Below are 24,682 nucleotides of genomic sequence, written 5' to 3'. Positions count from 1 at the left end.
TTGTTCCATTTTAGAGATTTGTTTAAGATAAGATATAACTCATTGAGATGTGTCATAGTATTCGTCGTTAGAAAACAATTATTGTGACATTATTTCAATGAGTTATCTATTTTTGTCGTGTACAGAGAAGAAAATTATAAGTTTTCAGTTGAGGATTTACTAAGTTTTTCCGCTTTTTTAGAAGATGAGATACAGAGTAATTTTGATGAGGGAAAAAAAGAAATTCACTTATTAGATTTATATCGCCAACGTTTTTTAGAGAAATGTGATGAGAATATTGCAAATTTTCCTTTGGAGATGCAAAAATTAAAAGATGATAGTGAACTACAGGAAAGAATGAAGAATTTTTTGGATAATTCTTTAAAAGTTTTTTCTATTCCTATTTCTAAAATGTCAGACAAATTCGAAAGTGAAAAATTAAATAATATCTTGAATGTGTTTTCATTAAAAAGAGGTGATGCAAAAGAAATAATTTATCTTACTGATAAAAATCCGATACAGTTTAAATCTCTATTTATTGATAAAGATAGAATTTATTATGTCGCTAATAATTCATTCTTCATCGCCATCATTAATTTTTTAGAAAACTTTTTATACAAAGAAGTAAAAAGTGCTCAAAAAAATATTCAAAATCGAGACAAAAAGCTTGAGTCAAAGACTACCGAATTATTTAAAAGAATATGTAGTAGTAATGCTGAGTTTTATGAAAGTGCCTTTCAGAATGCAAATTCTACAAATGAGCATGACTTAGTCATTTATGATAATGGTGTGCTGTTAATTGTAGAGGCAAAAGCATCTCCGCCAAAAGAGCCTATGCGTGATGCTGAAAAAGCTTTTATCAAAATTAGAGATCATTTTAAAAGTAATGCAGGTTTACAGAAAGCATTTGATCAGGCTAATAGTTTAAAAAATCGAGTCTTAGAAGATGAAAAACTAACTTTATATACAAAAAAAGGGAAACTTTTAGTAGAAATTCCTTTAGATGAAATTAAAGATATTCATACTATTTGTGTGACAAGAGATGATTTTGGAGCTCTTGGCTGCAATCTGGACTATTTATTAGATAAGCAAGAGGATGAATCTTATCCTTGGGTTATTGATATTGCAAATCTCGATAGTATTGTTCAGGCATGGGATCATTTAGAATTAAATTATTCTGAGTTTTATGAGTTTTTATCTCAAAGGAATCAGTTACATAATAAAGTAGTAAGTATGGATGAGTTGGAATATGTTGGTGCTTACTTAAAGTATCAAGGAGGATTAAAGGGGTTTATTTCAGCTAAAGCAGATTATATTCCTCTATCAATGGAGGAAGCAGATATTTTTGATGAAATTTATTTTACAACATTAGCTGATGACAAATATGAATTGAAGAAAGTACCATTATCATTACATCGTATTCGACGAGAGGATCTTTTTGGTAAAAATCAGGATAAAATTTCGAAAGAAAAGCCTAATAGAAAGCCTAGGTCTAAAATCCAAAGAAAATCGAGAAAAATGAACAGAAATAAATAGAGTTTTCACCATAGCCAAAAATCTCCCGAATAAAAAGTCGAAGAGGAAAAACGCTATATCGCTGCAAATGGTGCGGTAAAAAACGCTTAATTTGAACTATTTCTAACAGCCCCAATCAAGCGATTAGAGTCACTACTGCCATGAAGCCTGATGCAGATTCAGAAATCTTCGACAGCTTTGCAAACGACAAACTTTGGGTAGTTCGCATAATAGAAGTTGTAAATCATTCAAATGTCAGTGACGCGACATTAGTCAGATTATTAGAAGCTAAAGTTAGTAAGCGCGATGTCGTTCATCATGCAGCATATAAAAAATTGATGGAGCGAGGCATCAAAATAGATGAAGATAAGAATCTAGATGTGATTAATTATGAATAAGATTTTGAATTATAGTATTTATTTAATTTTATGGAGGTTGGAAATCAAAAAACACCAAAATTTCCATTCGAAATTATACTTTGCCTAAATGCCATTATCAATTGTCGAAATGACCAATAGACATTCATCACAAGAGGGTTATACTGAATCTACCATTTCTAAAAACACATGGAGAACAAAAATGGTTACTGCTGGTCAAAAACCCGGAACAGGCTTCTATTTTTGTGTTCAATGCGGACACCGCGTCTACTTAGAAATTGGTACTGATCGTTTACCACCGTGTACCAAATGCCAAGGCAATCAATTTAACAATAAGAATGCCTAAGCTGCAAAACACTAACAGTTATCCGCTGTTTAGAAAGAAAAGCCCTATCACTCGATAGGGCTTTTTGCTAACGTATAACACTGCATCTATAAAAACAAATTGTACGTTTAACCGTTCGGAGAAGCCCATGGAAACAATATTAGGACTGTGTATCGGTATTGGCTTAAGTGCTGCCTGTGGTTTCCGTGTCTTTGTACCTTTATTGGTGATGAGTGTTGCCTCCATTTTAGGACTATTCGAACCAATGAAAGGATTCGAATGGTTGTCTATGCCTGCGGTTTGTATTGGCTTGGCAATTGCGACTGTCTGTGAAATTGCCGCGTACTATATTCCTTGGGTAGATAATGCGCTCGACACCATTTCAACACCCGCAGCAATGATCGCAGGGACGATTGCCACAATGGCAGTCAGCTCAGGTGAAATGTCACAGTTTGCCAGTTGGGCGGCAGCAATTATCGTGGGTGGTGGTACAGCAACAGCAGTGCAAATGAGTACCGTCGCAGCGCGTGGCGTATCTACCGCAACCACAGGTGGCGTTGCAAATCCAATCTTATCTACAGGGGAATGGATTGGCGCGGCTGTCTTGTCAGTATTGGCCTTTTTAGTTCCATTTTTCGTGGTGATCTTAGTGATTGCAATCGTGATCTGGTTAGTTCGCCGCATACGCCAAAAACGAACTGTACAGGTCGATACCCCTTTATAAACCAGTCAACATTTCACTCTAAAATGAATCCATCTTTTAGAGTGAGTGATCTGCGTGTTTGCTTAATAAATATAGAAATAAAAATCCGAAACTGAGTTTTTGGCAGCGTTTGATAAAGATTATAAAAAATTATAAGAAGTGCTACTGATACAGAAAGCATCATACAGTTAGCGACGAGTACTATGGGTTGTCTGATTTGGACGCCATATTTGTTGATGTCAGCTCGAGTGAAAAATACCTTTACTCAACATTCAAAGCACTTGGCTTAAGCGCAAAAAATACTATCGAGCAATTTCACCTATCCGTCCTAAAAGAGCAGATCATTCTGCGTTTAAGTCATCCAAGAGACGGCTAAAAAAATCTTTAAAATTTGGTTGATTTTTAAACAATAAAGGCATAATTTTAGTATGTGATTATAAATCACATAATTTTTATATGGATTTATTAATCTTTGAATTTTATAAAAAATAATGAGGGGAATGATAGATGATTAAATTTATAGTCGATGAAAATGCCTTAACGAATGGCTCGCATTTAATTCACAATGGTTCGCAAGGATGCGTAGACATGCCGCAATTTGACCAGCAAATATTGATTGGTTATTTTGCCAATTTCGAACTCGCTTATAAGCGTGCACGAATGAGCTGGCCAACAGAAAAAGTTGTCGGTTGCGATAAATGCTGTAGTCAAAGCTAGAAATGCAACATGCATTAACCTTGAAATAAAGCTGTATATCCAAGAATAATGGCGCAGAAATTGCTAACTAAAACAGGTAATCGCGTTATTAATAGGATATACAGCATGACCACAGAAACCATCCGTTCTACAAAATATCCAGCAGTGGCACATGCCTATGCAGCATGGCCTTTGATCTTGATCATCATTGGTGGTGCGATTGGACTGGTATATGCCGTGATTGCTTATTTGATCAATCTCAAAATATATGCATCAGACCTCAGTCGAATGAATAAAATTTTGGCCAATTTACTCTGTGGTATGGCGGCATGTAGTGGTTGGTGGTTTAGCGCACAGTGGGTACAAAGCTATTTAGCTCATTGACCAATAATGCATTGAATAGATCATCCATTAAATAACTGATGTTACACACTTAAAAGTAGTTTTGCATTTTTAAAATGATTTTTAATTCTATTCGACGGTGTCTTATATCTAGGGATTGAATAAAAGGATTAGCCTTCGGCTGGAGGTACTCTTACGAAACGTTGTTTCTCATTCGGCAAAATGAGAAGCGAAGCTTCGCAAGGAAACCATCTTGCGGAGCAATGCTCCTCACCGCAAAACTCGTTCATTACCGTCAAATTATTCACAGTATCGCAAAAACATTTTTGATTAAAAATAGCCCTGTCTCAAACACTTGCGGATGACGTTACCGCGTATCGTTCATTTATTTGAAGCAAATTGCGCTTCTGATGTTACTGCGTAACCTCAGTTCAATAAGTAGAACAAAGATAGATCTAGATCATTAGTTACTCACTGAGCGGTGTTTTGTGAGTCGTGTTCAACCTAGATGGATGAAGCAAAGGGGATGAATGCTCAGTGGCGATACATTTTTAGAATTTGACGCTGTGTTCGGACATTTGGTCTGTTGTGAAAGAAAAATTTCTTATAATTGGGTAAATCTGCAGATAAAAAACGCTGAAATGAGCTGAAAAGATAAAATATCCTGCTAAACCTAAAATGGCTGAAAAAATTTGCTGAATTTGCAGAAAATTAGAAAAACTTAGGAAATTAATCCCGATGCCCTTTGGTTAAAGTATATCTCAAGGGTGTGATAGAGATTGAAAAGAGTAGCATGCTGACAGTGGTGCAAAACACGCGTACAGTACTCACCCAAAAGGTCTCGATTCAGCTTAGGACGCTATAAACCAGAAGTTTATAGGCTATAAGATCATGACTTACAAAGTGATGATAGTTGAAGTAAACAACATTGTTTTCTCTTATACCACCCCAAAAATTTAAGCCAAAATAAAAAAGAATAATGAATCATTACTCCTTTAATCTGCACAAAACAAACAACACCAGTTAAATCAGCACAAGCTCAAAGATCGTCAGGCATCTCTCTTAAAAATAGTCCAAATCTAAGTGGAAATTTAAAAGCAATATTCAACTGTTCGAAAGGGGCATAAACTAAGGAAAAAATACGCTTAGGAGATTTGTCATGAACTTGAGTCATTTAAGCGATTTCTTGCTGTATAGCTTAGTGATTAACTATCTGATTTTAATCATTTGGTTTGTGGTATTTGTCTTTGCTAAAGATTGGATGAAACGCCTGCATGGGCAGTGGTTTAAGCTGAGCGATCAGCAGTTTGACGCTATTCATTATGGTGGAATGGCTGTCTATAAAATTGGTATTCTACTTTTGAATTTAGCACCCTACATTGCACTGCACTATCTAAAATAAGCTTAAATCATAAAAAATATTGGTGTAAAAGCACAAGCTGCTTGCATTAAATTTAGGCAAAACAGTATGCTCAAAAGAACATAAAATTCAATTAGGCAAGGCAAGAATGAACGGGAAAGTAGAATGCCGTACTTGTTTGGTGTGCAAAAAAAGTTTCCCACTGAAAAATATGATTCCAATGGGAACCGTGCGTAAAGTCATTACAGAAGAAATTGCTCAGGATTTTCCTGAATCTGGTGCTCAGGACTATATATGCCAAACTGATTTGACCAAATACCGTATGCAGTATGTGCAGTCAATTCTGAACTCCGAACAAGGCGAAGTCTCCAATTTAGAATATGAGGTGCTGAACAGCATGCAGCAGCATGATCTGATTAGCAAAAATGTTGAAGAAAAGCTGGATCAGCAGTGGAGTTTTGGCGAAAGGCTTGCGGATAAAATTGCAACATTCGGCGGCAGTTGGGCGTTTCTTATTTGTTTTACATTGTTTTTAGCAGTGTGGATTTTAGTCAATACGGTGGTAATGGTGAAGCATCCTGCTGATCCTTATCCTTTTATTTTGCTGAATTTGATGTTGTCTTGCCTCGCTGCCATACAAGCGCCCATTATTATGATGAGCCAAAACCGTCAAGAAGCTAAAGACCGCATGCGTTCGGAAAATGATTATCAAGTGAATTTAAAAGCTGAATTAGAAATTCGCCATTTACATGAAAAGATAGATCATTTGTTGATGCATCAATGGGATCGTCTTGCCAAGATTCAGGAAATTCAGTTGGATTTACTGTCCGAAATGAGTAAAAAGAAGCAATAGTGTGCTTTGAACAGCATAAATAATTGTTATTTGAGTACTAAGTCTTGGCGGAAATTCTCGGAAAAAGTCATTTATGAGATGGAAAAAAGGCTAAAAAATGATACATGGAGAAAATATTTTCAATATATCTTTAAATGTGAAAAATATTTTTAAAATAAGCTGAAAACAGTAATTTTCAGGGAAACAATCCCTCATCGATACCACTACTATATATCTCAAGGGTGTTACAGAGATTGAAAAGAGTAGCATGCTGTCAGTGGTGCAAAACACGCGTACAGTACTCACCCAAAAGGTCTCGATTCAGCTTAGGACGCTATAAACCAGAAGTTTATAGGCTATAAGATCATGACTTACAAAGTGATGATAGTTGAAGTAAACAACACTGTTTTCTCTTACACCCTAAAAATTTTTTTAAGAATTCAATCGAATAATAAATCCTTCCATCTTTTTCAAAATTCCAGACTTCGCATGTATTCCCAACAAACTTTGATCATTGCTGATGTAATAAATATCACGCAGAAGATAGCAAAATTAAGCAAACCTTTAGATTGTCCTTTGCCACAAAGTTGTTATGCTTAACTATCTAAATTTTAAATAATTTTGTTATGGGTTATCTGGATCAATTGATACAGGATTGTCTGCAGGCACAGCAGACTAAAGCTGAGCGTATATTTGAGTTTTCAAGCTTTGATGATCTTGCTCAACATGCACTTTATATTTACGTGATAGAGCTAGTCGGTGGCGATATACAGCAGACATATCAAGACTATGCCGCATTTAAGGCATTGAAAACCCATGCCTGTGCCAAGTTAAATCAACCCAATCACATTCTGTATGTTGGATCATCACGGACAGGGATAAAGAGCCGTTTAAAACAACATTTAGGTCTTGGGCCTAAACAAACCTATGCCTTGCATTTGTCGCAGTGGTTTCAGGGCGAATATCGCATCACACTACATCAGTATCCATCAACCACGAGTTCAAGCATCTTACAATTACTGGAGGATGATTTATCTCATTCATTAGCGCCAGCCTTTGGTAAATTGGGGACCAATAATCGTTAGGGTAGAACCTGATCGGTCAAAGTCGATTGACAGCGAATTAGTCAGTTGTTATTTTGCCGACATTCTCCCAGTACACAGTCTGTCCATGCCTTTAGATCCCAACTTTGTCTATGCGCCGCCTCAAGGTCCTCTACGTATTTTGTATGAAGATGCAGACTTGGTTGTCATCGAAAAACCAGCGGAATTGTTGTCGGTTCCGGGACGTTTGCCTGAGCATCATGACAGTGCCTATCTTCGTGTTTTGGAGCAGTATCCTGCTGCAAAAATTACCCATCGTTTAGACATGGCAACATCAGGCATTTTGATGTTTGCGAAACACCGCGATGCAGAAGTGGCGGTGAGTAAAATGTTCCAAGCGAGGACGGTTCAAAAGCAATATGTGGCTTTGGTTCAAGGCAAACTCGAAGGTGAGGGCAGTGTTGAAGTGCCCCTCATTACGGACTGGGAAAATCGCCCACGACAGATGGTGCATTTTGAATTGGGCAAACCTTCAAAAACCTTGTATCAAGCCATCAGCTATGACGCAAGCAAGGATATTAGCCGAGTATTATTAACACCAGTGACTGGGCGTTCTCATCAGCTACGTGTACACATGATGCATATTGGGCACCCAATTACTGGGGATCAACTGTATCACCCGAATGCCAAACAGAGCTCACTCGGACGGATGGCTTTACATGCTTGCGATCTGGCATTTACCCAGCCCTTAACCCAACAAGCTGTTCATATTCATTGCGCGGCAGAATTTTAAAGCATATTCATGTGAATGCTCATTGTTCATAAAACCTGCTGTGTTGCATTGAAACTTTTAGGGTATGTAAAAAGCGCAGAATATCTACAGCTTTAAATTAGTTTTTCTGCTTAAAAATGAAACATGATATACGCCATATCCCCAATTCTGGGGATATATAAATAATTTAAATATCTCTATAAAGTGTGTGAAAAATTTAGAAAGATTGATATTAAATTTATTTGTATCTTTTAGTAAATAAATACCATTTCTAAAGTTTTATTATATTTTCTAATGAATATTGATTGATTATTTTTTAATATGAAAAATATTTTATTAAATTTATTTAAAACAGTATTTTAGTTAAATTGTGTGCAAGTGTGTATTTGGTCAGATAAATACATTTTTTTGCATTTATTCTGCTAATATGAAATGAATTATTGATTTTAACTTTTGTAACTTAGGTTTGTTTTGGGGAATAAACTTAAATTATTGAAGCTTATTTTGAGGATTGGCAAATGATCAATATTGCTTTAATCGTCCTTATCATCCTATTAATTGTGGCTCTCCTTTTTGTTTATAACCGCAAATTGAAAAATGATAAAACCCTACGTTCACTGCAGGAAAACTTCGATCGTGCACGGTTAAAACTGGCTGAAACAGAGTCGCAACAAGATGAACTGAATTATGAAATCAGTCAATTACGCATTCAAAACAGTGGCTTAAAAATCCAAGTCGATAAAGTAGCGAAATATCAACATATTGTGGATATTGAACAATATGTTGAGTATCGAACTTTACAGGCAGATGGCTTGTTAGAAGTCACCAAGGCCAATGCAGATATCATGTTGAATGATATTCGCGCACAGATCGAACAAGTGCGTCAGTATTTGAGCAAATATCAAGAAAAAGCCAAATTACAAACGCAGGAACAAGCCCGTGCCGAGTTAAAGGGTTTATATAGCCAAGCGCTGGATCAGCAGCATTTGGAAAACATCAACCGTGCTTTGGACAACAAAATACGGGGCTATCAGTCAGCGTTCTTTTTGCCTTTACAGAGTATTTTAGATCAGCTGATGGATGGTATGAATGAATCTGCGGCAAAGCAAAATTTGACTGCGGTACGTTGCAAAATGATTGATGCAATGGAGCAGCAATCGACTGCAAACTGTAATTATGTTGATGAAGAACGTCGTTTGGCTGCGATGCAATTATTTACATTGGTGTTTAATAGTCGTGCTGATTTGTATTTAGCCCAATTAAATACCAAAAACTTAGGTGAGCTATTGCAGGCTTTGGCGGATGATTTCACCTTGCTCAATGCGCATGGTGTACATTTTAGTCAGGCACGGGTACTCGACAGTTATCTACAATTACGCTTAGAAGAATTGAAAATGGCAGCTTTGGTTTTACATCTCAAAGAAACTCAGGCCCACATGGATGTTGTGGTTTAATTTGAATTGTTATCAGAAAGATCACTTCGGCGGTCTATTTCTGATTAAAGAGATTTAGCTAATGCAAATTGCAACAATTATCCGTTAATCTAAGTCAACAGAATAAAATTCATAAACGATAAGGGAAAGTACAATGACTCGTGATTTTAAACAATTTCCAGATGATGATAATGGCAATGTGCTGTGGCAGATGCAGCAAGATGGTGATGATTTATCTGTGCCGCACGAAATCGAATATTCAATTGCCTTTTCGAACGAAGCGCAGGCTGAACAGTGTGCATTGTATTTATTGAAAGAAGAGCAAAAAATTTCATTGTTCCAAGATGAAGAATCAGATCGCGTGGAATGGATTATCACGGTCTATGTTTATATGGAACCTGATTATGAAGATATCGTTGATTTAGAGCAGTGGTTTATTAAAATTGCGGAACAACATTCGGGCGAATATGACGGTTGGGGTTGTATGGCTTATATCTATGAAGATGATGATCTGGATGAAGATGAAGCACAATTGAGCTAAGTCTAACTATTGTATCGTTAGCAATAAGAACCCAGTGATTTAACTGGGTTTTTTATTATTTAAATTTTATAAAAATTGTGTAAAATTTTGATTTTTCAATATTTTTAATCAAAATCAATATGAAAGCAGCTCACAAAACATAACACGGCATTGCGTTAAAGTGATGGGATCAATCTGTAGGATTCGCTATAGTATTGAACAGCAATGACCTTTCTCGCACGTCTCAAGGCTGTCTCATTTAGAACGTTTCAGTGTGATAAAAATGGACGATAAAGCGAGGGTGAATGCATGTGGATGATTCAGTGAAAACAATGACACAAGGACATCATCATGAGCAATACTGTTCGATTACATCGTGTTTTTAGTGCGCCTGTAGAGCGCGTTTATCGTGCCTTTGTGGAGCCAGATGCTTTGGTGAAATGGATGGCACCGCATGGATTTACGGCCCATGTGGAACATTCGGATGTGCGTGTAGGTGGCTCGTACCGCATGTCGTTTCAAAATTTTTCAACAGGAACCACACACGCTTTTCATGGCGATTATCATGAAGTCGTGCCGAATCATATACTGCGTTATACAGACCAATTTGATATGCCAGAGTTAGCTGGTGAAATCGAGGTCACTGTTGAGTTTAAAGCGGTTATCAGTAGGAACCGAAGTGACGATTGTACAGGCAGGGTTGCCGAGCGTTATTCCACCTGATGCCTGTTATTTGGGTTGGCAGGAATCTTTACAGTTGCTGGCTTTTTTAGTGAATCCAGCGATCCCCGATGAATAATTTGAAGAATGATCGAAAAACTGTAAATAGATGATGGAGGGCTTAATGACCGTACATATTAAACGTATTTATGATGAGATAAGCCCAGATGACGGTAAACGCATATTGGTCGATCGCTTGTGGCCGCGTGGTATCAGTAAAGTGAGCGCAGAGCTAGATTTGTGGCCGAAGGCATTGACGCCATCTACAGATTTACGTCGTTGGTATCATCAAGATGAGGCAATGGCTTCTCGATGGGACGAGTTTAAACAGCGCTATTTGCAAGAAATACAGCCACATCAAGCCGAGTTGGAACAACTACGGGCATGGGAAAAAGAGGAGCCACTAACCTTACTCACAGCGGCTAAACATACGGATAAAAATCATGCGCATATCTTAAAAGCGTTAATATTAAACACCTCATTAGATATCTAAAATTTAAACCTTCAAGTGCTGTAGCGTTGTGAAATTTACGACCTTCACAAGGTGATTAAACCATACGATATTTATGGTTTTTAAGTTCATGAAATACATAAAAATGTTATATTAAGATTTTATGGATTTTTGCATCCATCTTTTTTTGAGGTCTTTTATGTCTTTACCCAATTGTCCCCAATGTAATTCTGAATATACCTATAATGATGGCGATTTACTGATTTGTCCTGAATGTTCACATGAATGGCGTGAAGGCGAAGGCGCTACAGATGAGCAGGTGGTGATTAAAGATGCCAATGGCAATGTATTGAACGATGGTGACACGGTTACTGTGGTGAAAGATCTTAAAATTAAAGGTTCATCTTCAGTGGTGAAAGTTGGCACCAAAGTTAAAAATATTCGTCTTTTAGTCGATGCAACAGATGGTCATGACATTGATTGTAAAATTGATGGTATCGGGGCAATGAAGCTCAAATCTGAATACGTGAAAAAAGTTTAAGTTTCGTTTTTGTTCGCTCCAAAGCAAATTTCAATCATCCTAAGCGAAGGCCACACTTGGCTTAGGATGTCTACTTAAACATGAAATAGATAACTAATTCGCTATAGATTTTACTTTTCAGCCTGCATAATAGAAGCATTACAGGTTTGAAATGTCTTTACTATGCCGCATATTCATTTGGAATATTCCAATAACCTTGAGCTGGAGCCTCGTCCTTTACTTAAAGCGCTGAACGCTGCCTTATTTGAATCGGGTCATGTAAGTGCCATCAATGATATTAAGAGCCGCGCTGTCGCTCAGGAAGAGTTTGTTGTGGGTTTGGATGAACACGCTCAACATGCGTATATGCATGCCAAAGTTTCATTATTGACGGGTAGAACGGTTGAAGTTCAAAAGCAAATTTCATTGTTGTTATTGGACGTGTTGAAACAACATGTCACAGCTTCAGCAATAGAAGTGCAACTTTGTGTGGAAATATTAGAAATGAATAAAGCGACGTATTCAAAGCAGATCGTCAGTCCTTAAAGCCTTTATTCAATGCGTTGAGTAATGCAACTCTATTCACAAATTCAGCATGATGAAAGAATGATGAAATCCGACTTCGGTCGGATTCTTTTTTATTGGAATTATTTATTAAAAATCATTTTCTTAGTGATTAAATTTTAAGCCTTTACACAGATCAAAAAAGACATTGAAAAATGTGACCGAGTTCATTTATATTCTGTAGATCAGGTTGAATTTCCAACAACAAATCCTGATCGAATAATAGATAAAACAATGAAAATGAAGGGGTAACATATGTCGGGATGGTACGAGATCAGTCATTCTAATGATCAGCAGTTTCGTTTTGTATTAAAAGCAGGGAACGGTGAAATCATTTTAACGAGTGAATTATATAAAGCGAAAGCATCAGCCCAAAATGGGATTGAGTCTGTACAAAAGAACAGTGCAGATGACAGCCGTTTTGAACGACTGACGGCCAAAAATGGCAAACCATATTTCAATCTGAAAGCGGCAAATCATCAAATTATTGGGACCAGTCAATTTTATGCCAGTGAGCAATCGCGTGATAAAGGCATCGAATCGGTTAAAACCAATGGTGCAAGTACCCAAATTAAAGATCTAACTGCTTAAGCTTGAAACAACCTGATTGAGACAGTCAAAGCGGGATGAACTAAACCTGAAGGCTTGTCAAAATCACAAGATCAAAAGCAATATGGTTCTCAAGTAAGCGCTGTTGGGTTGGACGCTCAACCTAGATCAGGCTTATTTGGCGGTACAAGGAAGTACCACAACTTCACTGGCTAGAGTGGTGAACGATGAATAAGCAGAATCATATTTGGTATTATGGGCTCATTACGATCTTGATCATCGTCATGGGTTGGATGATTGCGTCTCCGTATTGGGTGCTGTATCAAATACGTCAAACTTATGAGCACAATCAACCTGAAAAAATTGCTCAATATATCGATTTTGCGGCAGTCAAATCGAGTCTAAAACCACAAGTCGAAGATCTCATTCAACAGAAAACTGGGCTACAGCATTTACCCGAATTCGCCCAGTCTTGGGGTGGGCAGCTCAGCACAGTCCTCAGTGCAACGCTAGTCGACAGTCTGGTCAATCCAACCAGTATTATGCTGCTTTTACAAGGTAAAGCATTAAAAGAGTCGATCCAACTACCTGAAATAACCAAACTGACCAATCCGAGCAGCATGCTTAGCCCAGGGATTGAACTATTCACGCATGCTGAAAATAAGGTCGCAGAACCACCTCATACATCAACATTATCCAAAAATGATTCAACTTCAACAGCTGTTGCTTTAAAACAAAGCCAGCCACTTGAACCCAAAGCCAGCTATAGCGCTTGGAATCGATTTGATCTGTATGTGCCGCTCCAAGGCCTAAGCGAAGCAAAATATACCGTATTTAGTATGCAACGCCGTGGTTGGAGCTGGAAGATCGTTGAAATTCAACTTCCAAACGCCTCCCAGAACAATGCTTCATAAATAATAAAAGAAATAGGTGCCAGAGATGCAAGATAAAATCAAAATAGTCGGTGACCAACAGGCCGCTGACGAAATTCTGCAATTTTTAGCCAATTGGGATGAGGTCATCTGCCAATTGAAAATTGAAAATATCGCTGAATCCTGCGCAGCAGATGTGTACTTTTTTGATGCCAGTTGTGAAATGCGTGGCTTAATGGCATATCAAAAAATGTGGGAATTTTATCGGGAGTATTTTCGTGAAGGCTTAAAGGTGTTTAGGCGGGAACTGGTCATCCATGCAGATCCTGATATTGCCTTTCTGCACTGTTATTCCAAAATTGATGATCAGAGCGGGATACCGACGCCGGGGATCTCGTGGTGTCGTAACACCATTGGGATGAAAAAAACGCAGTCTCAATGGAAGATCGTTCATCAACATATTTCTGTTCCCGTGGATATTGTGACACATCAAAGTAAAGTGATTACCTTTTAATTCCTCTCGAAACGCAGTATGAAAACAGAGCCATGTCGCTCTGTTTTTTTCTTTGCAAATCATTACATGAAATGCGTATGCAGCCCTAAAACTTCAGCCTAAATTAAAAAATAATGACCATCGTTCAGGATAAGAAAATGGATCATAAAAATAATAAATTAGCGCAAGATTTTGAATCATCACCATCAGGTCAAAAGCAAGGCTTGCAAGATCTGAACGCATCGAAGCAAATGCCCCCTGCAGATTTACATAAAGTGATTCGAATCACGGCAGGATTTATCATCGGTAGTTTGCTGATTGCCGCCTTATATCTTGGCAAAGATATTTTTATTCCATTGGCACTCGCAATTTTATTGGCTTTTTTAGTTGATCCTTTGGTGATGAAACTCCGTGGTTGGGGACTACCACAGATGCCATCTATATTTATTGTGGTCGGTTTGGCTTTGGCGATTTTGTCCGGCGCAGCCTCATATTTGGGTTATCAACTGGGGCAATTAAGCCAAGAATTACCGCAATATCAGGGCACAATTCAAAAGAAAATGGATTCTATTCGTCAATTTGCACGCGGCCCAAGTGTTTGGGATGGCGCAAAAACCACCATAGATACCGTTGAAAACTCGATAGATGATGTGGTGCCTGAAGAGAAAAATCCTAAAGTGCAGCAAGTGAAAGTGGTGGGGCAACAACAAACCACGGCTGAAGCAGTCATGACTTGGAGTGAGCGGGTACTCAATCCTTTGGCAACTGCGGGTATTGTTTTTTTGTTTGTGATTCTGATTTTGGTTAATCGGAAAGATTTGCATGATCGGTTCCTTAAGCTGCTGGGCGGAAATTTAAATATCGGAACAGACGCCTTAGATGAAGCGGCCAATCGTATAGGTAAATATTTACGTATGCAGCTGATGGTCAATGTGACCTACGGTATTCCGATGGCCTTGGGACTATGGTTTATTGGGGTTCCGGCAGCAATTATGTGGGGAATGGTGGCGATTGTGATGCGCTTCGTTCCCTATGTCGGCCCGATGATTTCCGCGATTTTCCCCATTGCATTGGCTTTTGCGGTAGATCCCACATGGAATATGGTGCTGTGGACAGTCGGCTTAATCCTGCTCTTAGAGTTGGTCAGTAATAATATTATTGAGCCTTGGTTGTATGGGGAAAGTACTGGACTTTCAACTTTAGCCATTATCATCGCAGCCATGTTTTGGACGGCGGTGTGGGGGCCAATTGGTTTAATTTTATCGACGCCTTTAACCGCGTGTTTATTGGTGCTTTCGAGCTATGTGCCATCCTTAGGTTTAATTAAAACCCTGATCGGTAGTACTCCAGCATTGGCGCCGCATGAGCGCTTTTATCAGCGATTGGTCGCTGATGATGTGCAAGATGCCATGGATGTTGCACAGACTTTTATTGCTGAAAAGTTACCGAAAGATGCCATGGATGAAATTAAGGCACGTCGGGTCAATGCGTTTTATGCCAAAGTGGCGATTCCAGCCATACGGATTTTTTCGAGCGGACACAACACCGAGGCTAGTGCAGAGCATCGACTACGCTTACATCAAGGCTTAAAGCTGTTTAATCATAGTTTTCAACGGGCATATCCAGTGGCACAAGAGGATCAGAAAACTGAGGTTTTATGTATCGGCGCACGTTGGGAAATTGATGTTCAAGTATCGGCTATGTTGGCGCATGGGCTAAGTTTAAGTGGTATTCAGGCTCAGGCATTTAGCGACGTATTGATTCAAAATCAGCATCAAAGTATGGATGATATCCAAGAGGATATTCAGATCGTATGTATTTCGATTTTCCATACAGCACCAGAAGCTCAAATTCGCCTTTTAAGCCATGTTTTTAAGGCACAGTTTCCAGATATAAAACTGATTTTTGCACTGTGGAGCTGTGATGAGATATCCCAATTAGATGCGATCAAAGAAAATTTCACCGTCGATGCAGTGGTCAATAATATGAATGACTTGTTATTAACCATTGAAGCTTTTCAATTGAAGCATGGTGAATCTTGGTTGGATGAGCCTGATCCTAGCGTTGAAGCGCAGCGCTTAAAAGCATTAGAAGAACTGAATGTTTTGGATGAGCGGAATTTACCGATCTATGAACAATATATTGAAGAAGCCAGACAAGCCTTCGATGTGAAATATGCACAAATTTCTTGGGTCAAGCAAGACTGGGTCTATACCCCAGGTAGCCCTTTGGCTGAGGCTACCGAGCAACCGATGCAGATACGTCAGTCGAAGCAAGATTCGATCTGCAGTCATTTGGTGTATCAAAATGAACGTTTGATTATTGAAGACCTACAACGTGACCCACGCTTTGCGCATTTACCTGAATTGATGCATAACCGCATTCGCTTTTATGCAGGCGTTGCACTTAGAGACCGTAATGGGGTGGCGTTGGGAAGTTTTTGTGTTTTAGATCGGCAGCCGAATCAAATGACCGATGATGATATGAGTCTGTTAAAAGGACTGGCGGCAGATTTGATGAATACGCTCAGTGATGAAAATGTGAAGCGAAAAAAATGTGAGGAGATACAGCAACTGAATGATTCATCTTCATAATTTCAAATGATGCAGCAGATCTTTTTAGGCTGGAGTTTCGGTGAAAAGCATTTTAAGATGGTTCTAATATAATTATTTTGAGCCAAAGACATGAACAAAAATAATGTCATCTGGCAACTTCTATTGGGCTACGTTGCTGCATTGGGTTGTAGTATGAGCTTTGCTCAAATTCAAGGAAACTATTTTTCACATAAGGATTGGGAAATCGCTTGTGATAATACGGGGACTTGTCGCGTTGCAGGTTATCAAGCGGAGGGCAATCAGCCCGCTATTTCTGTGTTATTACAACGTGCCGCGGGCGCTCAAGCGCAAGTCAGCGCACGAGTAAAACTCGATCCTGAAACCTTCAATGCGGCAAATCAACCACTTCAACTTTATATTTTAGGTAAAAATCAGGGAACTGTGCAGCTTGATGCCAAAACTGCGGAAGGTCAGTTAAGTGCAGCTCAAACTCAAAAACTGATTCAAGCCTTACAAGCCAATCAACCGATTGTGTGGAAAGGCAACAACAAAACATGGTTATTGTCCGTACAAGGTGCTAGTGCGGTTTTGCTCCGTATGGATGATTTTCAAAAGCGCATAGGGACAAATTCAGCATTATTACGTAAAGCCAATAGCAGTTCGGTTAATGTACTCAAACCGAAAAGTATTCCGAAAGTGAATATTCAAAATTACAGTAAAGGCTTACAAACACGGTATGCCGTCAATGCGCCCACCGCCAAACAATTATTTGGATTGATAAAGAAGAAAACGACAGTGGAAGATTGTCCTCAACTCTTTGATGCAAATTTTTTAGAGGATGATCGGGTCGTGGTGTTTCCAATCAATGGGAAAAATGCCTTGGTCGAAGTGCCATGTTGGCGTGGGGCATATAATAGTGGTAATGGTTATTGGTTGATGGATCGCAACTTAAAGCAAATCAAACAATCCGTGACCTTTTCTGGAAGTGGTTTTAGCGAAGGGCAAATTTTTTCCAATCAACGTGGGCGAGGCATTGGTGACTGTCATAGTACGGGGGAGTGGTCTTGGAATGGTCAGCGTTTTATCCAAACCTATATGGCAAAAACCACACAGTGCAAAGGATTTGCTGGTGGTGCATGGGAAATTCCAACCTTAGTATATCGCGTTCAACTCGACTCTTAATTTGAAAAAGCCCTGATATTCAGGGCTTTAAATGATGCAGCGTTTTATTCTATCGGGTTTAAATAAATAACCGAGTACTTTAAAAACGTTTTGGAATTTTCTGTCCTCCGACAACTGGTGATTCAGCGATTTTCAACACACCAAATAGCCATGTTTCGGCATGATGAACAGCCGTTTTGAGCTCATCACCTAAGGCTAAACGCCCTGCAATAAAACTCGCCAATGAACAGCCCGAACCATGATATTCCCCATCCAGTCGTGGACAACGGGTTTCAGAGACTAATTCACCCTGAACGTACAACGAGTTTTGGATATAGTCAGGCGTATTTTCATGCCCACCTTTTACTAATACCGCTTGAGCACCCATCGCAAAAAGTTGCGCAGTTGCTTTAGAAATATCCTCTTCACCTGTGAGCGCACGTAATTCTACGGTATTGGGTGTAAGCACAGTGGCAAGTGGAATTAGTTCTGCAAAGGCTTTGACCAACGTTGCTTGATCGCCCAAAGAGCCACCACTATTGGCAACTAAAACGGGGTCGAGAACATAGTGATATTCGGGATGTTCACGTAAAAACTCAGCGAGAGCCGCGATATTTTCAGTCGTTCCTAACATTCCTGATTTTACACAGCGAATAGGGAGGTCACCGACGACGGCATGTGCTTGAGCCAGCAATAACTCACGAGAGGTTGCTTCAAACGAATACACTTGTTGTGAGTTTTGAACGGTTAATGCTGTACACGCAATGGCAGCATGTGCGCCACTTTGACCAATGGCTTCAATGTCCGCTTGCAGTCCTGCACCACCTGAAGGGTCAAGACCTGAAAAGCACAGTACAGTAGGGCGCACAATGATGTCCTTATTACACAAAATTTGCGATAGTATAGGCAACTTTGAGCGAACACTCGATAGTATTTTTGCAGAAGTGAATGGATAAGGTAAAAGCTGTGATTAAGAATATATTGATCGATCTCGATGGAACATTAACAGATCCAAAAGTTGGCATTACCACTTCAGCACGCTATGGACTGGCGAAAATTGGACATCCCATTTCGGATGAGACCAATATCGATTGGATCATTGGGCCACCTTTGAAAGCCTCTTTGGCCAAAATCCTCAATGTCGATGTGCATAATGTACTTGCAGATCAGGCTTTACTAGGTTATCGCGAGCGCTTTGCAGTGACCGGCTTATTTGAAAATAAAGTTTATCCTGCCGTTGCCGACACTCTAGCAACTTTACAACAGCAAGGCTTTCACTTGTACGTCGCTACAGCAAAGCCGACGGTCTATGCCCGCCAAATTTTAGAACATTTTGATTTGGCACAATATTTTACTGTGATCTATGGCAGTGAACTGAACGGTGAGCGCACCAACAAAGGCGATTTAATTGAATACATTTTGCAGCAAGAACAGTTGGATGCGAAGGAATGTGTGATGGTGGGAGACCGTGAGTACGATATTTTAGGCGCACGCCGTAATGCAGTGCATAGTATTGCTGTGAGCTATGGTTATGGTAGTGCAGAAGAAATTCAAACGGCTGCACCGGCACTGGTGATTGATCGTTTTAACGATTTGATTTCGAGTATTGAGCAATTGCAGCAGCAGAAAGTGTCGTAGTTGCACCTAATCAAGAGAATGATGCTGATTATTTAAAGATAATCAGCAAAATGAGCAAGATCACCCCACAGAAAAGCCATTTGAGCAAAGGAGACTCATCATTTTTGATGGTTTCTGCTTCGAGTGCGATACCATGTTTGTCGTAAACAAATACAAAATGTGCATTTGCGCTTAGAGCCATTTCTTGAATGGCTTGTAGCTCGAGTGCGCTGACTTCTTCACTTAAGCGTTCTTTTAACTGAATAAAAATAACCGGCTGTCCAAACTCATACCACTTGAAGTGGATCTGTTGTATGAGTTGGTTGAAGCACTGTTCTGCAACATGATAGTTTCGGACAAAACTTCCACGTTCTATAAAAGCCAGAGGGCAGTTTTGTTCAGCTACAATTTGATGATCACGCGTTAAAACTTGCATTTGATCATAATGAATCTGTACCCAAACTGCGTCAGGAAAAGACGCTAATTTTTCTTTTAACATCACTTTTAGGTTTCATTATTATTTTAGTGGATAGCAGTATGTCATTAAAATTTAGAGAAAAATATAGCTGAGATATAAAAAACACATCGATCTATCGAGTTTTTATCTTAAAACGTCTTTCGCAGTTTTGTCACTTTGAATTTTTAACTTCTACAATTGAAATATCTAAATCTTAAGTGTGTTTTTAAAGCCATTATCCTTTTTCTAGAAAACTGTTTCTCATCTGATTTATGTAATCGATCTTGTAACTGTTTCAGGCTTTTGAAAAAATTCAGACAGAAAACAATAAAGCTGAATGCTATGTCCAAATCATTTTTATTCCCTAGTCAGTGGCTCAAACCTTTGCACCCACGTGATCCACATGAGCATCATCGTGTCGCGACCTCTTTAGAATTGCTTTTTGACTTGATCTTTGTCGTGGCGATCGCAACAGCAGGGCAGCAACTGCATCATGCCATTGTTGAAAATCATTTAGCTCAGGGTTTAACGCTGTATGGCATGGTGTTTTTTGCCTTGTGGTGGGCGTGGATGAACTTTAGTTGGTTTGCTTCGGCGTATGATAATGATGATGCGCTCTATCGAATCTTAACTTTCGTACAGATCATTGGTTCTTTGGTCATTGCTGCAGGTATTCCAAGCGCTTTTCAAAAGCAGGATTTTGACGTAATTGTGATTGGTTATGCCATTATGCGTTTGGGCTTAGTTACAGCAGTGGTTTCGCGTTGCAAAGCATGATCTGTCCCGTCGGAAAACAGCATTACGCTATGCTTTTGGCATCATACTGGTGCAAGTGGGGTGGCTGTTCTTTCTTTTTTCACCGCTGCATTTCACCGTTTATCTTTTCATTTTGCTCGCAATTGCTGAACTGTCTATCCCAGTTTTTGCAGAAGCTGCAAGCCGTACACCTTGGCATGCGCATCATATTGCAGAGTGATATTCACTGCTCACCATTATCGTTTTAGGCGAATCTATTGTCGGATGCTCGATTGCCATAACCGATGCATTAACAAATCAGCGTTTTAGTACTGAACTGATTTTTCTGATGGTGGGTGGTCTGATGATGATGTTCACCATGTGATGGTCTTATTTTGATACCAGTATTGCAGAGCGTTTAAATAGCCGAAAAATGGCATTTACTTGGGGTTATGGACATTTCTTTGTCTTTATTAGTATCGCGGCGATTGGTGCAGGTTTAGCTGCCGCAGTTGATGTGGTTTCGCATGAGGCGCTGATTAGTTCTGAGAAAGAAAGCTACTTTGTGGCGATCAGCCTCGTGATTTATACGACAAGTTTATATTTACTTCATGAATTGCATCATCAAAGTGGTTTTAGAAAACTTTTATATCCTTTAACCGTGGTGATTGTTTTGTGTATTCCGTTGTTTATTACTCCTGCGGGTTATGCAATATTTGCGATGGCAGTGGTATATGCATTGAGATTGATGTTTACAAAATGCTATTTGGCAAGATAAGTTAATGATATGATATTCATCAATAATTCGTTATATTGCTGATGAAAATAACGTCCAAGAATCATCAAATAAAGATAAAACATAGAGGATTATATGAAAGGGCAAATACTCGATTTTTCTGTTCAAAATAATACAGGCATCATCAGTGGAGATGATCAGAATCGTTATCAATTTTCTGGAAGCGATTGGAAAGGACAAACTGTTCCTGCTCGTGGACAATTTGTTGATTTTGAGACAAGTGGATTGGGTTACGCAACCGATATTTACTTAGTCGCTGTGCCGAATGCTTTAGGCACGCAATACGGTCAAAAGAGTCGTATTGTTGCTGCACTCTTAGCATTCTTCCTTGGTGGATTTGGTATACATAAATTCTATTTGGGTCGTATTGGATGGGGGATTGTGTATCTGCTATTCTGTTGGACCTTTATTCCATCCATTGTTGCTTTTATTGAATTTATTATTTATCTATGCACTTCAGATGAAGATTTTGCGCGTAAATATGGCTAAAGTTTTTTGTTAAAAGATAAGGCGCATTGTGCGCCTTATTTTATTGTTGCAGATCTCTAGCGGGTTGACCCCATTGGTTGTTCTCGGCTTTGGTGTCTGTAGCCCACCATATAATCAGTGGAATGATTCCGATGATTGTGAGCATTAAAAGTTGCCACCAACCTGAACGTCCCGTGTCATGTAGTCGACGTGCGCCAACAGCTAAGCTAGGAATAAGTAAAACGATATTGGTAATATTTTCTAGCCAAGGTTCACTGCCAATAACGAAATCGCAAATAGAGGCAAGTATAGTGACCAATATACAAAATAGCCAAAAGAACCAGAACTCTTTACGTCGAGCACGTCCTTCAAATTCAGCAAACTTTTTCAGTGGTTTGAATGACCACGCGAAAAAGTCATAGTTTTCCTCTTCTTCACTGTAGTTTGCTCGCGTATTCGTGGAAAAACTTTGTTGGTGTAATGCAATATAGACTTGAATCGCTTGCCCACTTTCATCCAAAGCAAAATCAACCTGTTCTCCACGTGTAGGTGGTCTTTGACCGCGCCATTCATGACCAGCAAATTGATAGTGTTTTCCATCTTCAGCACTAATCACCCCAGTATTAGTTTGAATCGAAAAATCTAGTATTTGTCCTTTCATATTTTTCCTGAGTTAATGTGCTGTAGATAGGGTGGCTACATAAATAGTAGCCACGATTTTTTATTTATTTGGCAGGTTGTCCCCATTGGTTTACTTCAGGTTTTGTTTCCGTTGCAAGCCAAATTAGAACCAGAATTGGTCCAACGAGCGGAATCATTTGTATTAACCAATACCAACCAGATTTATTAATATCATGTAAACGACGTACTGCAACAGAAAGGGACGGAATAACCATTGCTAAGATGAAAATACCTGTGAATATTCCTCTGGTTCTAAGCACTGAATCGACAATCAGAGTAATAATCATTGCGATAAGATAGACCAAAACAAAAAACCAATATTCTTTACGGCGTGCACGTCCAGTAAAGTTGGCATAATTTTTTAGACATTTGACAAACCAATCAATCATGTTGAATTTTGATTCAGCTTGGTCTTGGTTTGAAATTTTATCGAGGTGCTGTGAAATTTGTTGAATAGGATTACTGCTGCCAAGTGCATTGAATACTTGAACCGCTTGACCTTCGGGACTGATATCGAAATCTACATGATCGCCACGTTTAGGTGAGTTTTGGCCACGCCATTCTGCACCTGTAAACTCATAACGGTTTTGATCATCTCCACTGATGATGCCTGAATTGGTTTGTACTGAATAATCTAATATCTGACCTTTCATTCTGTCCTCTTTTATTATGTGATTTTTATTAATTAATGTATTTTTATACCGTTTTATATTAGCAGAATATGAATTAAATTAAATGCATAGATTTGCTTGGGTGAATGAAATTCTTCATAAAAAAAGCGGAACACTTGGTTCCGCTTTTGATATTTCGCTGAAAAATTTATTACCAGCTTAACGCACCACCAGTTTGGTAATCCGTTACGCGAGTTTCAAAGAAGTTCTTCTCTTTACGTAAGTCCATCATTTCTGACATCCACTGGAATGGGTTATTCACACCAGCAAATTGTTCAGGTAAACCTAATTGGCTTAAACGACGGTTACAGATGAACTTCAAGTATTCTTCCATCATGCCTGCATTCATACCCAATACACCGCGTGGCATAGTGTCACGAGCATATTCGATTTCAAGCATTGTACCTTCAAGAATCATTTGAATGATTTCTTCTTGGAACTCAGCAGTCCATAGGTGAGGGTTCTCGATCTTGATTTGGTTGATCATGTCGATACCAAAGTTCAAGTGCATGGATTCATCACGTAAGATGTATTGGAATTGCTCAGCAACACCATTCATCTTGTTACGACGTCCCATAGACAAGATTTGGCTGAAACCACAGTAGAAGAAGATACCTTCAAGGACGCAGTAGAACGCGATCAAGTTGCGAAGCAAGATTTGGTCGTTTTCAGGTGTACCTGTTTTGAAAGTAGGATCACTTAAAGATTGTGTATATTTTAGGCCCCATGCCGCTTTACGAGCCACTGAAGGAATTTCACGGTACATGTTGAAGACTTCGCCTTCGTCCATGCCTAAAGATTCGATACAGTATTGGTAAGCGTGCGTGTGAATCGCTTCTTCAAATGATTGACGTAAAATGTACTGACGGCATTCAGGGTTGGTAATGTGACGGTAGATTGCAAGAACCAAGTTGTTTGCAACCAAAGAATCCGCAGTCGAGAAGAAACCTAAAGAACGCATAACAATGGTACGCTCATCTTCGGTTAAGCCATTTTCAGACTTCCAAAGTGCGATGTCATGGTTCATGTTCACTTCTTGCGGCATCCAGTGGTTTGCACAACCGTCTAGATATTTTTGCCAAGCCCATTCGTATTTAAACGGTACAAGTTGGTTTAAGTCAGCGCGGCAGTTGATCATCGCTTTATCGTCAACTTGAACACGCTGAGCACCCATTTCTAGCTCTTCTAAGCCAGGTGCAACGTCTAGATTTTCTAGAGCGTTAGATGCTCTTGCCAACGGATCGGTTGGATCTGTTGGTCGATTTGTACTGGTTCGAGCGGGTTGTGCAGCTGCCAAATTCGGCGATGAGTGCTGTGCATTAGATACCACTTGCGAATCAGTCGTTTTTTGCGGTTCGACGGGCGCAGGCTGGTGAGCTTGTGCAGCTTGTTTCGGTTCATCATCTTCGAAATCGTCCCAACTTAGGATAGACATAACAGTTCTCTCTTCGTTGCTTTATATCTTTTATAGACAT

Annotated in this window: 28 protein-coding genes and 2 pseudogenes; 25 read left to right on the top strand and 5 right to left on the bottom strand. The window is 39.2% G+C overall.

Annotated features, from left to right (window positions below):
* The first annotated feature begins 117 nt into the window (after nucleotides 1–117).
* The 22 genes and pseudogenes from FTU37_RS11000 to FTU37_RS10895 all read left to right on the top strand — a co-directional run bounded on the left by FTU37_RS11000 (nucleotide 118) and on the right by FTU37_RS10895 (nucleotide 17,803).
* Nucleotides 118–1,515 (top strand): hypothetical protein, encoded by a 1,398-nt coding sequence (locus tag FTU37_RS11000; protein ID WP_180124341.1) that lies wholly within the window; start codon nucleotides 118–120, stop codon nucleotides 1,513–1,515.
* Between the two features lie 140 nt (nucleotides 1,516–1,655).
* The gene (locus FTU37_RS10995; RefSeq protein ID WP_218954663.1) at nucleotides 1,656–1,892 is read left to right on the top strand and encodes a hypothetical protein; all 237 of its coding nucleotides are present in this window, start codon (nucleotides 1,656–1,658) and stop codon (nucleotides 1,890–1,892) included.
* 88 nt (nucleotides 1,893–1,980) lie between these two features.
* Nucleotides 1,981–2,217, top strand: a complete 237-nt coding sequence (locus FTU37_RS10990; protein ID WP_143221616.1) for a hypothetical protein — start codon at nucleotides 1,981–1,983, stop codon at nucleotides 2,215–2,217.
* Between the two features lie 127 nt (nucleotides 2,218–2,344).
* Nucleotides 2,345–2,920, top strand: a complete 576-nt coding sequence (locus FTU37_RS10985; protein WP_111884815.1) for a DUF4126 domain-containing protein — start codon at nucleotides 2,345–2,347, stop codon at nucleotides 2,918–2,920.
* Nucleotides 2,921–3,048: 128 nt separating this feature from the next.
* Nucleotides 3,049–3,189, top strand: coding sequence for a DUF2569 family protein (locus FTU37_RS16855; RefSeq protein WP_180124344.1), 141 nt, complete (start codon nucleotides 3,049–3,051; stop codon nucleotides 3,187–3,189).
* 217 nt (nucleotides 3,190–3,406) lie between these two features.
* Nucleotides 3,407–3,616: a hypothetical protein gene (locus FTU37_RS10975; RefSeq protein ID WP_180004724.1), complete on the top strand. Its 210-nt coding sequence runs from the start codon at nucleotides 3,407–3,409 to the stop codon at nucleotides 3,614–3,616.
* Nucleotides 3,617–3,721: 105 nt separating this feature from the next.
* The gene (locus FTU37_RS10970; protein ID WP_180004725.1) at nucleotides 3,722–3,979 is read left to right on the top strand and encodes a hypothetical protein; all 258 of its coding nucleotides are present in this window, start codon (nucleotides 3,722–3,724) and stop codon (nucleotides 3,977–3,979) included.
* Nucleotides 3,980–5,096: 1,117 nt separating this feature from the next.
* Nucleotides 5,097–5,339, top strand: coding sequence for a DUF6868 family protein (locus tag FTU37_RS10965; RefSeq protein ID WP_180124339.1), 243 nt, complete (start codon nucleotides 5,097–5,099; stop codon nucleotides 5,337–5,339).
* A 106-nt stretch (nucleotides 5,340–5,445) separates the two neighbouring features.
* Nucleotides 5,446–6,150 (top strand): DUF1003 domain-containing protein, encoded by a 705-nt coding sequence (locus FTU37_RS10960; protein WP_180113814.1) that lies wholly within the window; start codon nucleotides 5,446–5,448, stop codon nucleotides 6,148–6,150.
* Nucleotides 6,151–6,755: 605 nt separating this feature from the next.
* Nucleotides 6,756–7,214 carry a GIY-YIG nuclease family protein gene (locus tag FTU37_RS10955; protein ID WP_180064954.1) on the top strand — a complete coding sequence of 153 codons (459 nt, stop codon included), beginning with the start codon at nucleotides 6,756–6,758 and terminating at the stop codon, nucleotides 7,212–7,214.
* Nucleotides 7,215–7,299: 85 nt separating this feature from the next.
* Nucleotides 7,300–7,965, top strand: coding sequence for a pseudouridine synthase (locus tag FTU37_RS10950; RefSeq protein WP_078191125.1), 666 nt, complete (start codon nucleotides 7,300–7,302; stop codon nucleotides 7,963–7,965).
* A gap of 497 nt (nucleotides 7,966–8,462) precedes the next feature.
* The gene (locus FTU37_RS10945; protein ID WP_180124337.1) at nucleotides 8,463–9,398 is read left to right on the top strand and encodes a hypothetical protein; all 936 of its coding nucleotides are present in this window, start codon (nucleotides 8,463–8,465) and stop codon (nucleotides 9,396–9,398) included.
* A 133-nt stretch (nucleotides 9,399–9,531) separates the two neighbouring features.
* Entirely contained in the window at nucleotides 9,532–9,918 is a 387-nt protein-coding gene (locus FTU37_RS10940; protein WP_111884820.1) for a ribonuclease E inhibitor RraB, read from the top strand.
* Nucleotides 9,919–10,248: 330 nt separating this feature from the next.
* Nucleotides 10,249–10,696: pseudogene (locus tag FTU37_RS10935) on the top strand (SRPBCC family protein).
* Nucleotides 10,697–10,741: 45 nt separating this feature from the next.
* On the top strand, nucleotides 10,742–11,110 hold the full coding sequence (locus FTU37_RS10930) for a DUF488 domain-containing protein (protein WP_180009302.1): 369 nt from the start codon (nucleotides 10,742–10,744) through the stop codon (nucleotides 11,108–11,110).
* Nucleotides 11,111–11,267: 157 nt separating this feature from the next.
* Nucleotides 11,268–11,609, top strand: a complete 342-nt coding sequence (locus FTU37_RS10925) for a zinc ribbon domain-containing protein YjdM (protein ID WP_180124335.1) — start codon at nucleotides 11,268–11,270, stop codon at nucleotides 11,607–11,609.
* A gap of 162 nt (nucleotides 11,610–11,771) precedes the next feature.
* Entirely contained in the window at nucleotides 11,772–12,134 is a 363-nt protein-coding gene (locus tag FTU37_RS10920; protein WP_180124333.1) for a 5-carboxymethyl-2-hydroxymuconate Delta-isomerase, read from the top strand.
* A gap of 273 nt (nucleotides 12,135–12,407) precedes the next feature.
* Complete coding sequence (locus FTU37_RS10915) at nucleotides 12,408–12,743, top strand: YegP family protein (protein WP_078191118.1); 336 nt, start codon at nucleotides 12,408–12,410, stop codon at nucleotides 12,741–12,743.
* Between the two features lie 185 nt (nucleotides 12,744–12,928).
* On the top strand, nucleotides 12,929–13,615 hold the full coding sequence (locus tag FTU37_RS10910; RefSeq protein ID WP_180124332.1) for a DUF2939 domain-containing protein: 687 nt from the start codon (nucleotides 12,929–12,931) through the stop codon (nucleotides 13,613–13,615).
* A gap of 25 nt (nucleotides 13,616–13,640) precedes the next feature.
* Nucleotides 13,641–14,087, top strand: coding sequence for a nuclear transport factor 2 family protein (locus FTU37_RS10905; RefSeq protein ID WP_218946117.1), 447 nt, complete (start codon nucleotides 13,641–13,643; stop codon nucleotides 14,085–14,087).
* Nucleotides 14,088–14,224: 137 nt separating this feature from the next.
* A complete protein-coding gene (locus tag FTU37_RS10900) occupies nucleotides 14,225–16,660 on the top strand; it encodes an AI-2E family transporter (RefSeq protein WP_257225317.1) in 2,436 nt (811 codons plus the stop codon).
* A gap of 90 nt (nucleotides 16,661–16,750) precedes the next feature.
* Nucleotides 16,751–17,803 (top strand): DUF1176 domain-containing protein, encoded by a 1,053-nt coding sequence (locus tag FTU37_RS10895; protein WP_180064019.1) that lies wholly within the window; start codon nucleotides 16,751–16,753, stop codon nucleotides 17,801–17,803.
* 79 nt (nucleotides 17,804–17,882) lie between these two features.
* Here the strand turns inward: FTU37_RS10895 and FTU37_RS10890 are convergent, their stop codons facing one another.
* Nucleotides 17,883–18,650 (bottom strand): hydroxymethylpyrimidine/phosphomethylpyrimidine kinase, encoded by a 768-nt coding sequence (locus FTU37_RS10890; RefSeq protein WP_078191115.1) that lies wholly within the window; start codon nucleotides 18,648–18,650, stop codon nucleotides 17,883–17,885.
* Between the two features lie 98 nt (nucleotides 18,651–18,748).
* On the opposite strand from FTU37_RS10890, the gene FTU37_RS10885 reads away from it, so the two are divergent.
* On the top strand, nucleotides 18,749–19,420 hold the full coding sequence (locus tag FTU37_RS10885) for an HAD-IA family hydrolase (protein WP_168378589.1): 672 nt from the start codon (nucleotides 18,749–18,751) through the stop codon (nucleotides 19,418–19,420).
* A gap of 28 nt (nucleotides 19,421–19,448) precedes the next feature.
* On the opposite strand, the gene FTU37_RS10880 is transcribed toward FTU37_RS10885, so the two are convergent.
* Nucleotides 19,449–19,901 (bottom strand): hypothetical protein, encoded by a 453-nt coding sequence (locus tag FTU37_RS10880; RefSeq protein WP_180124330.1) that lies wholly within the window; start codon nucleotides 19,899–19,901, stop codon nucleotides 19,449–19,451.
* Nucleotides 19,902–20,198: 297 nt separating this feature from the next.
* Between FTU37_RS10880 and FTU37_RS10875 the strand changes: the two are divergent.
* Both FTU37_RS10875 and FTU37_RS16735 read left to right on the top strand, forming a co-directional pair.
* Nucleotides 20,199–21,369: pseudogene (locus FTU37_RS10875) on the top strand (low temperature requirement protein A).
* Nucleotides 21,370–21,462: 93 nt separating this feature from the next.
* Entirely contained in the window at nucleotides 21,463–21,876 is a 414-nt protein-coding gene (locus FTU37_RS16735; RefSeq protein ID WP_257220987.1) for a TM2 domain-containing protein, read from the top strand.
* 40 nt (nucleotides 21,877–21,916) lie between these two features.
* On the opposite strand, the gene FTU37_RS10865 is transcribed toward FTU37_RS16735, so the two are convergent.
* The 3 genes from FTU37_RS10865 to FTU37_RS10855 all read right to left on the bottom strand — a co-directional run bounded on the left by FTU37_RS10865 (nucleotide 21,917) and on the right by FTU37_RS10855 (nucleotide 24,642).
* Nucleotides 21,917–22,516 carry a DUF805 domain-containing protein gene (locus FTU37_RS10865; RefSeq protein ID WP_168378560.1) on the bottom strand — a complete coding sequence of 200 codons (600 nt, stop codon included), beginning with the start codon at nucleotides 22,514–22,516 and terminating at the stop codon, nucleotides 21,917–21,919.
* Nucleotides 22,517–22,580: 64 nt separating this feature from the next.
* Nucleotides 22,581–23,189, bottom strand: coding sequence for a DUF805 domain-containing protein (locus FTU37_RS10860; protein ID WP_180004739.1), 609 nt, complete (start codon nucleotides 23,187–23,189; stop codon nucleotides 22,581–22,583).
* Between the two features lie 169 nt (nucleotides 23,190–23,358).
* Entirely contained in the window at nucleotides 23,359–24,642 is a 1,284-nt protein-coding gene (locus FTU37_RS10855) for a ribonucleotide-diphosphate reductase subunit beta (RefSeq protein ID WP_078191110.1), read from the bottom strand.
* Nucleotides 24,643–24,682 lie beyond the last annotated feature (40 nt).

Origin of the sequence: Acinetobacter sp. YH12097 (assembly GCF_013419225.1) — a bacterium.
GTDB classification, from domain to species: Bacteria; Pseudomonadota; Gammaproteobacteria; order Pseudomonadales; family Moraxellaceae; genus Acinetobacter; species Acinetobacter amyesii.
The sequence above is the reverse complement of the archived record's forward strand: the minus strand, read 5'-3'. Positions and strand labels throughout refer to the sequence as shown.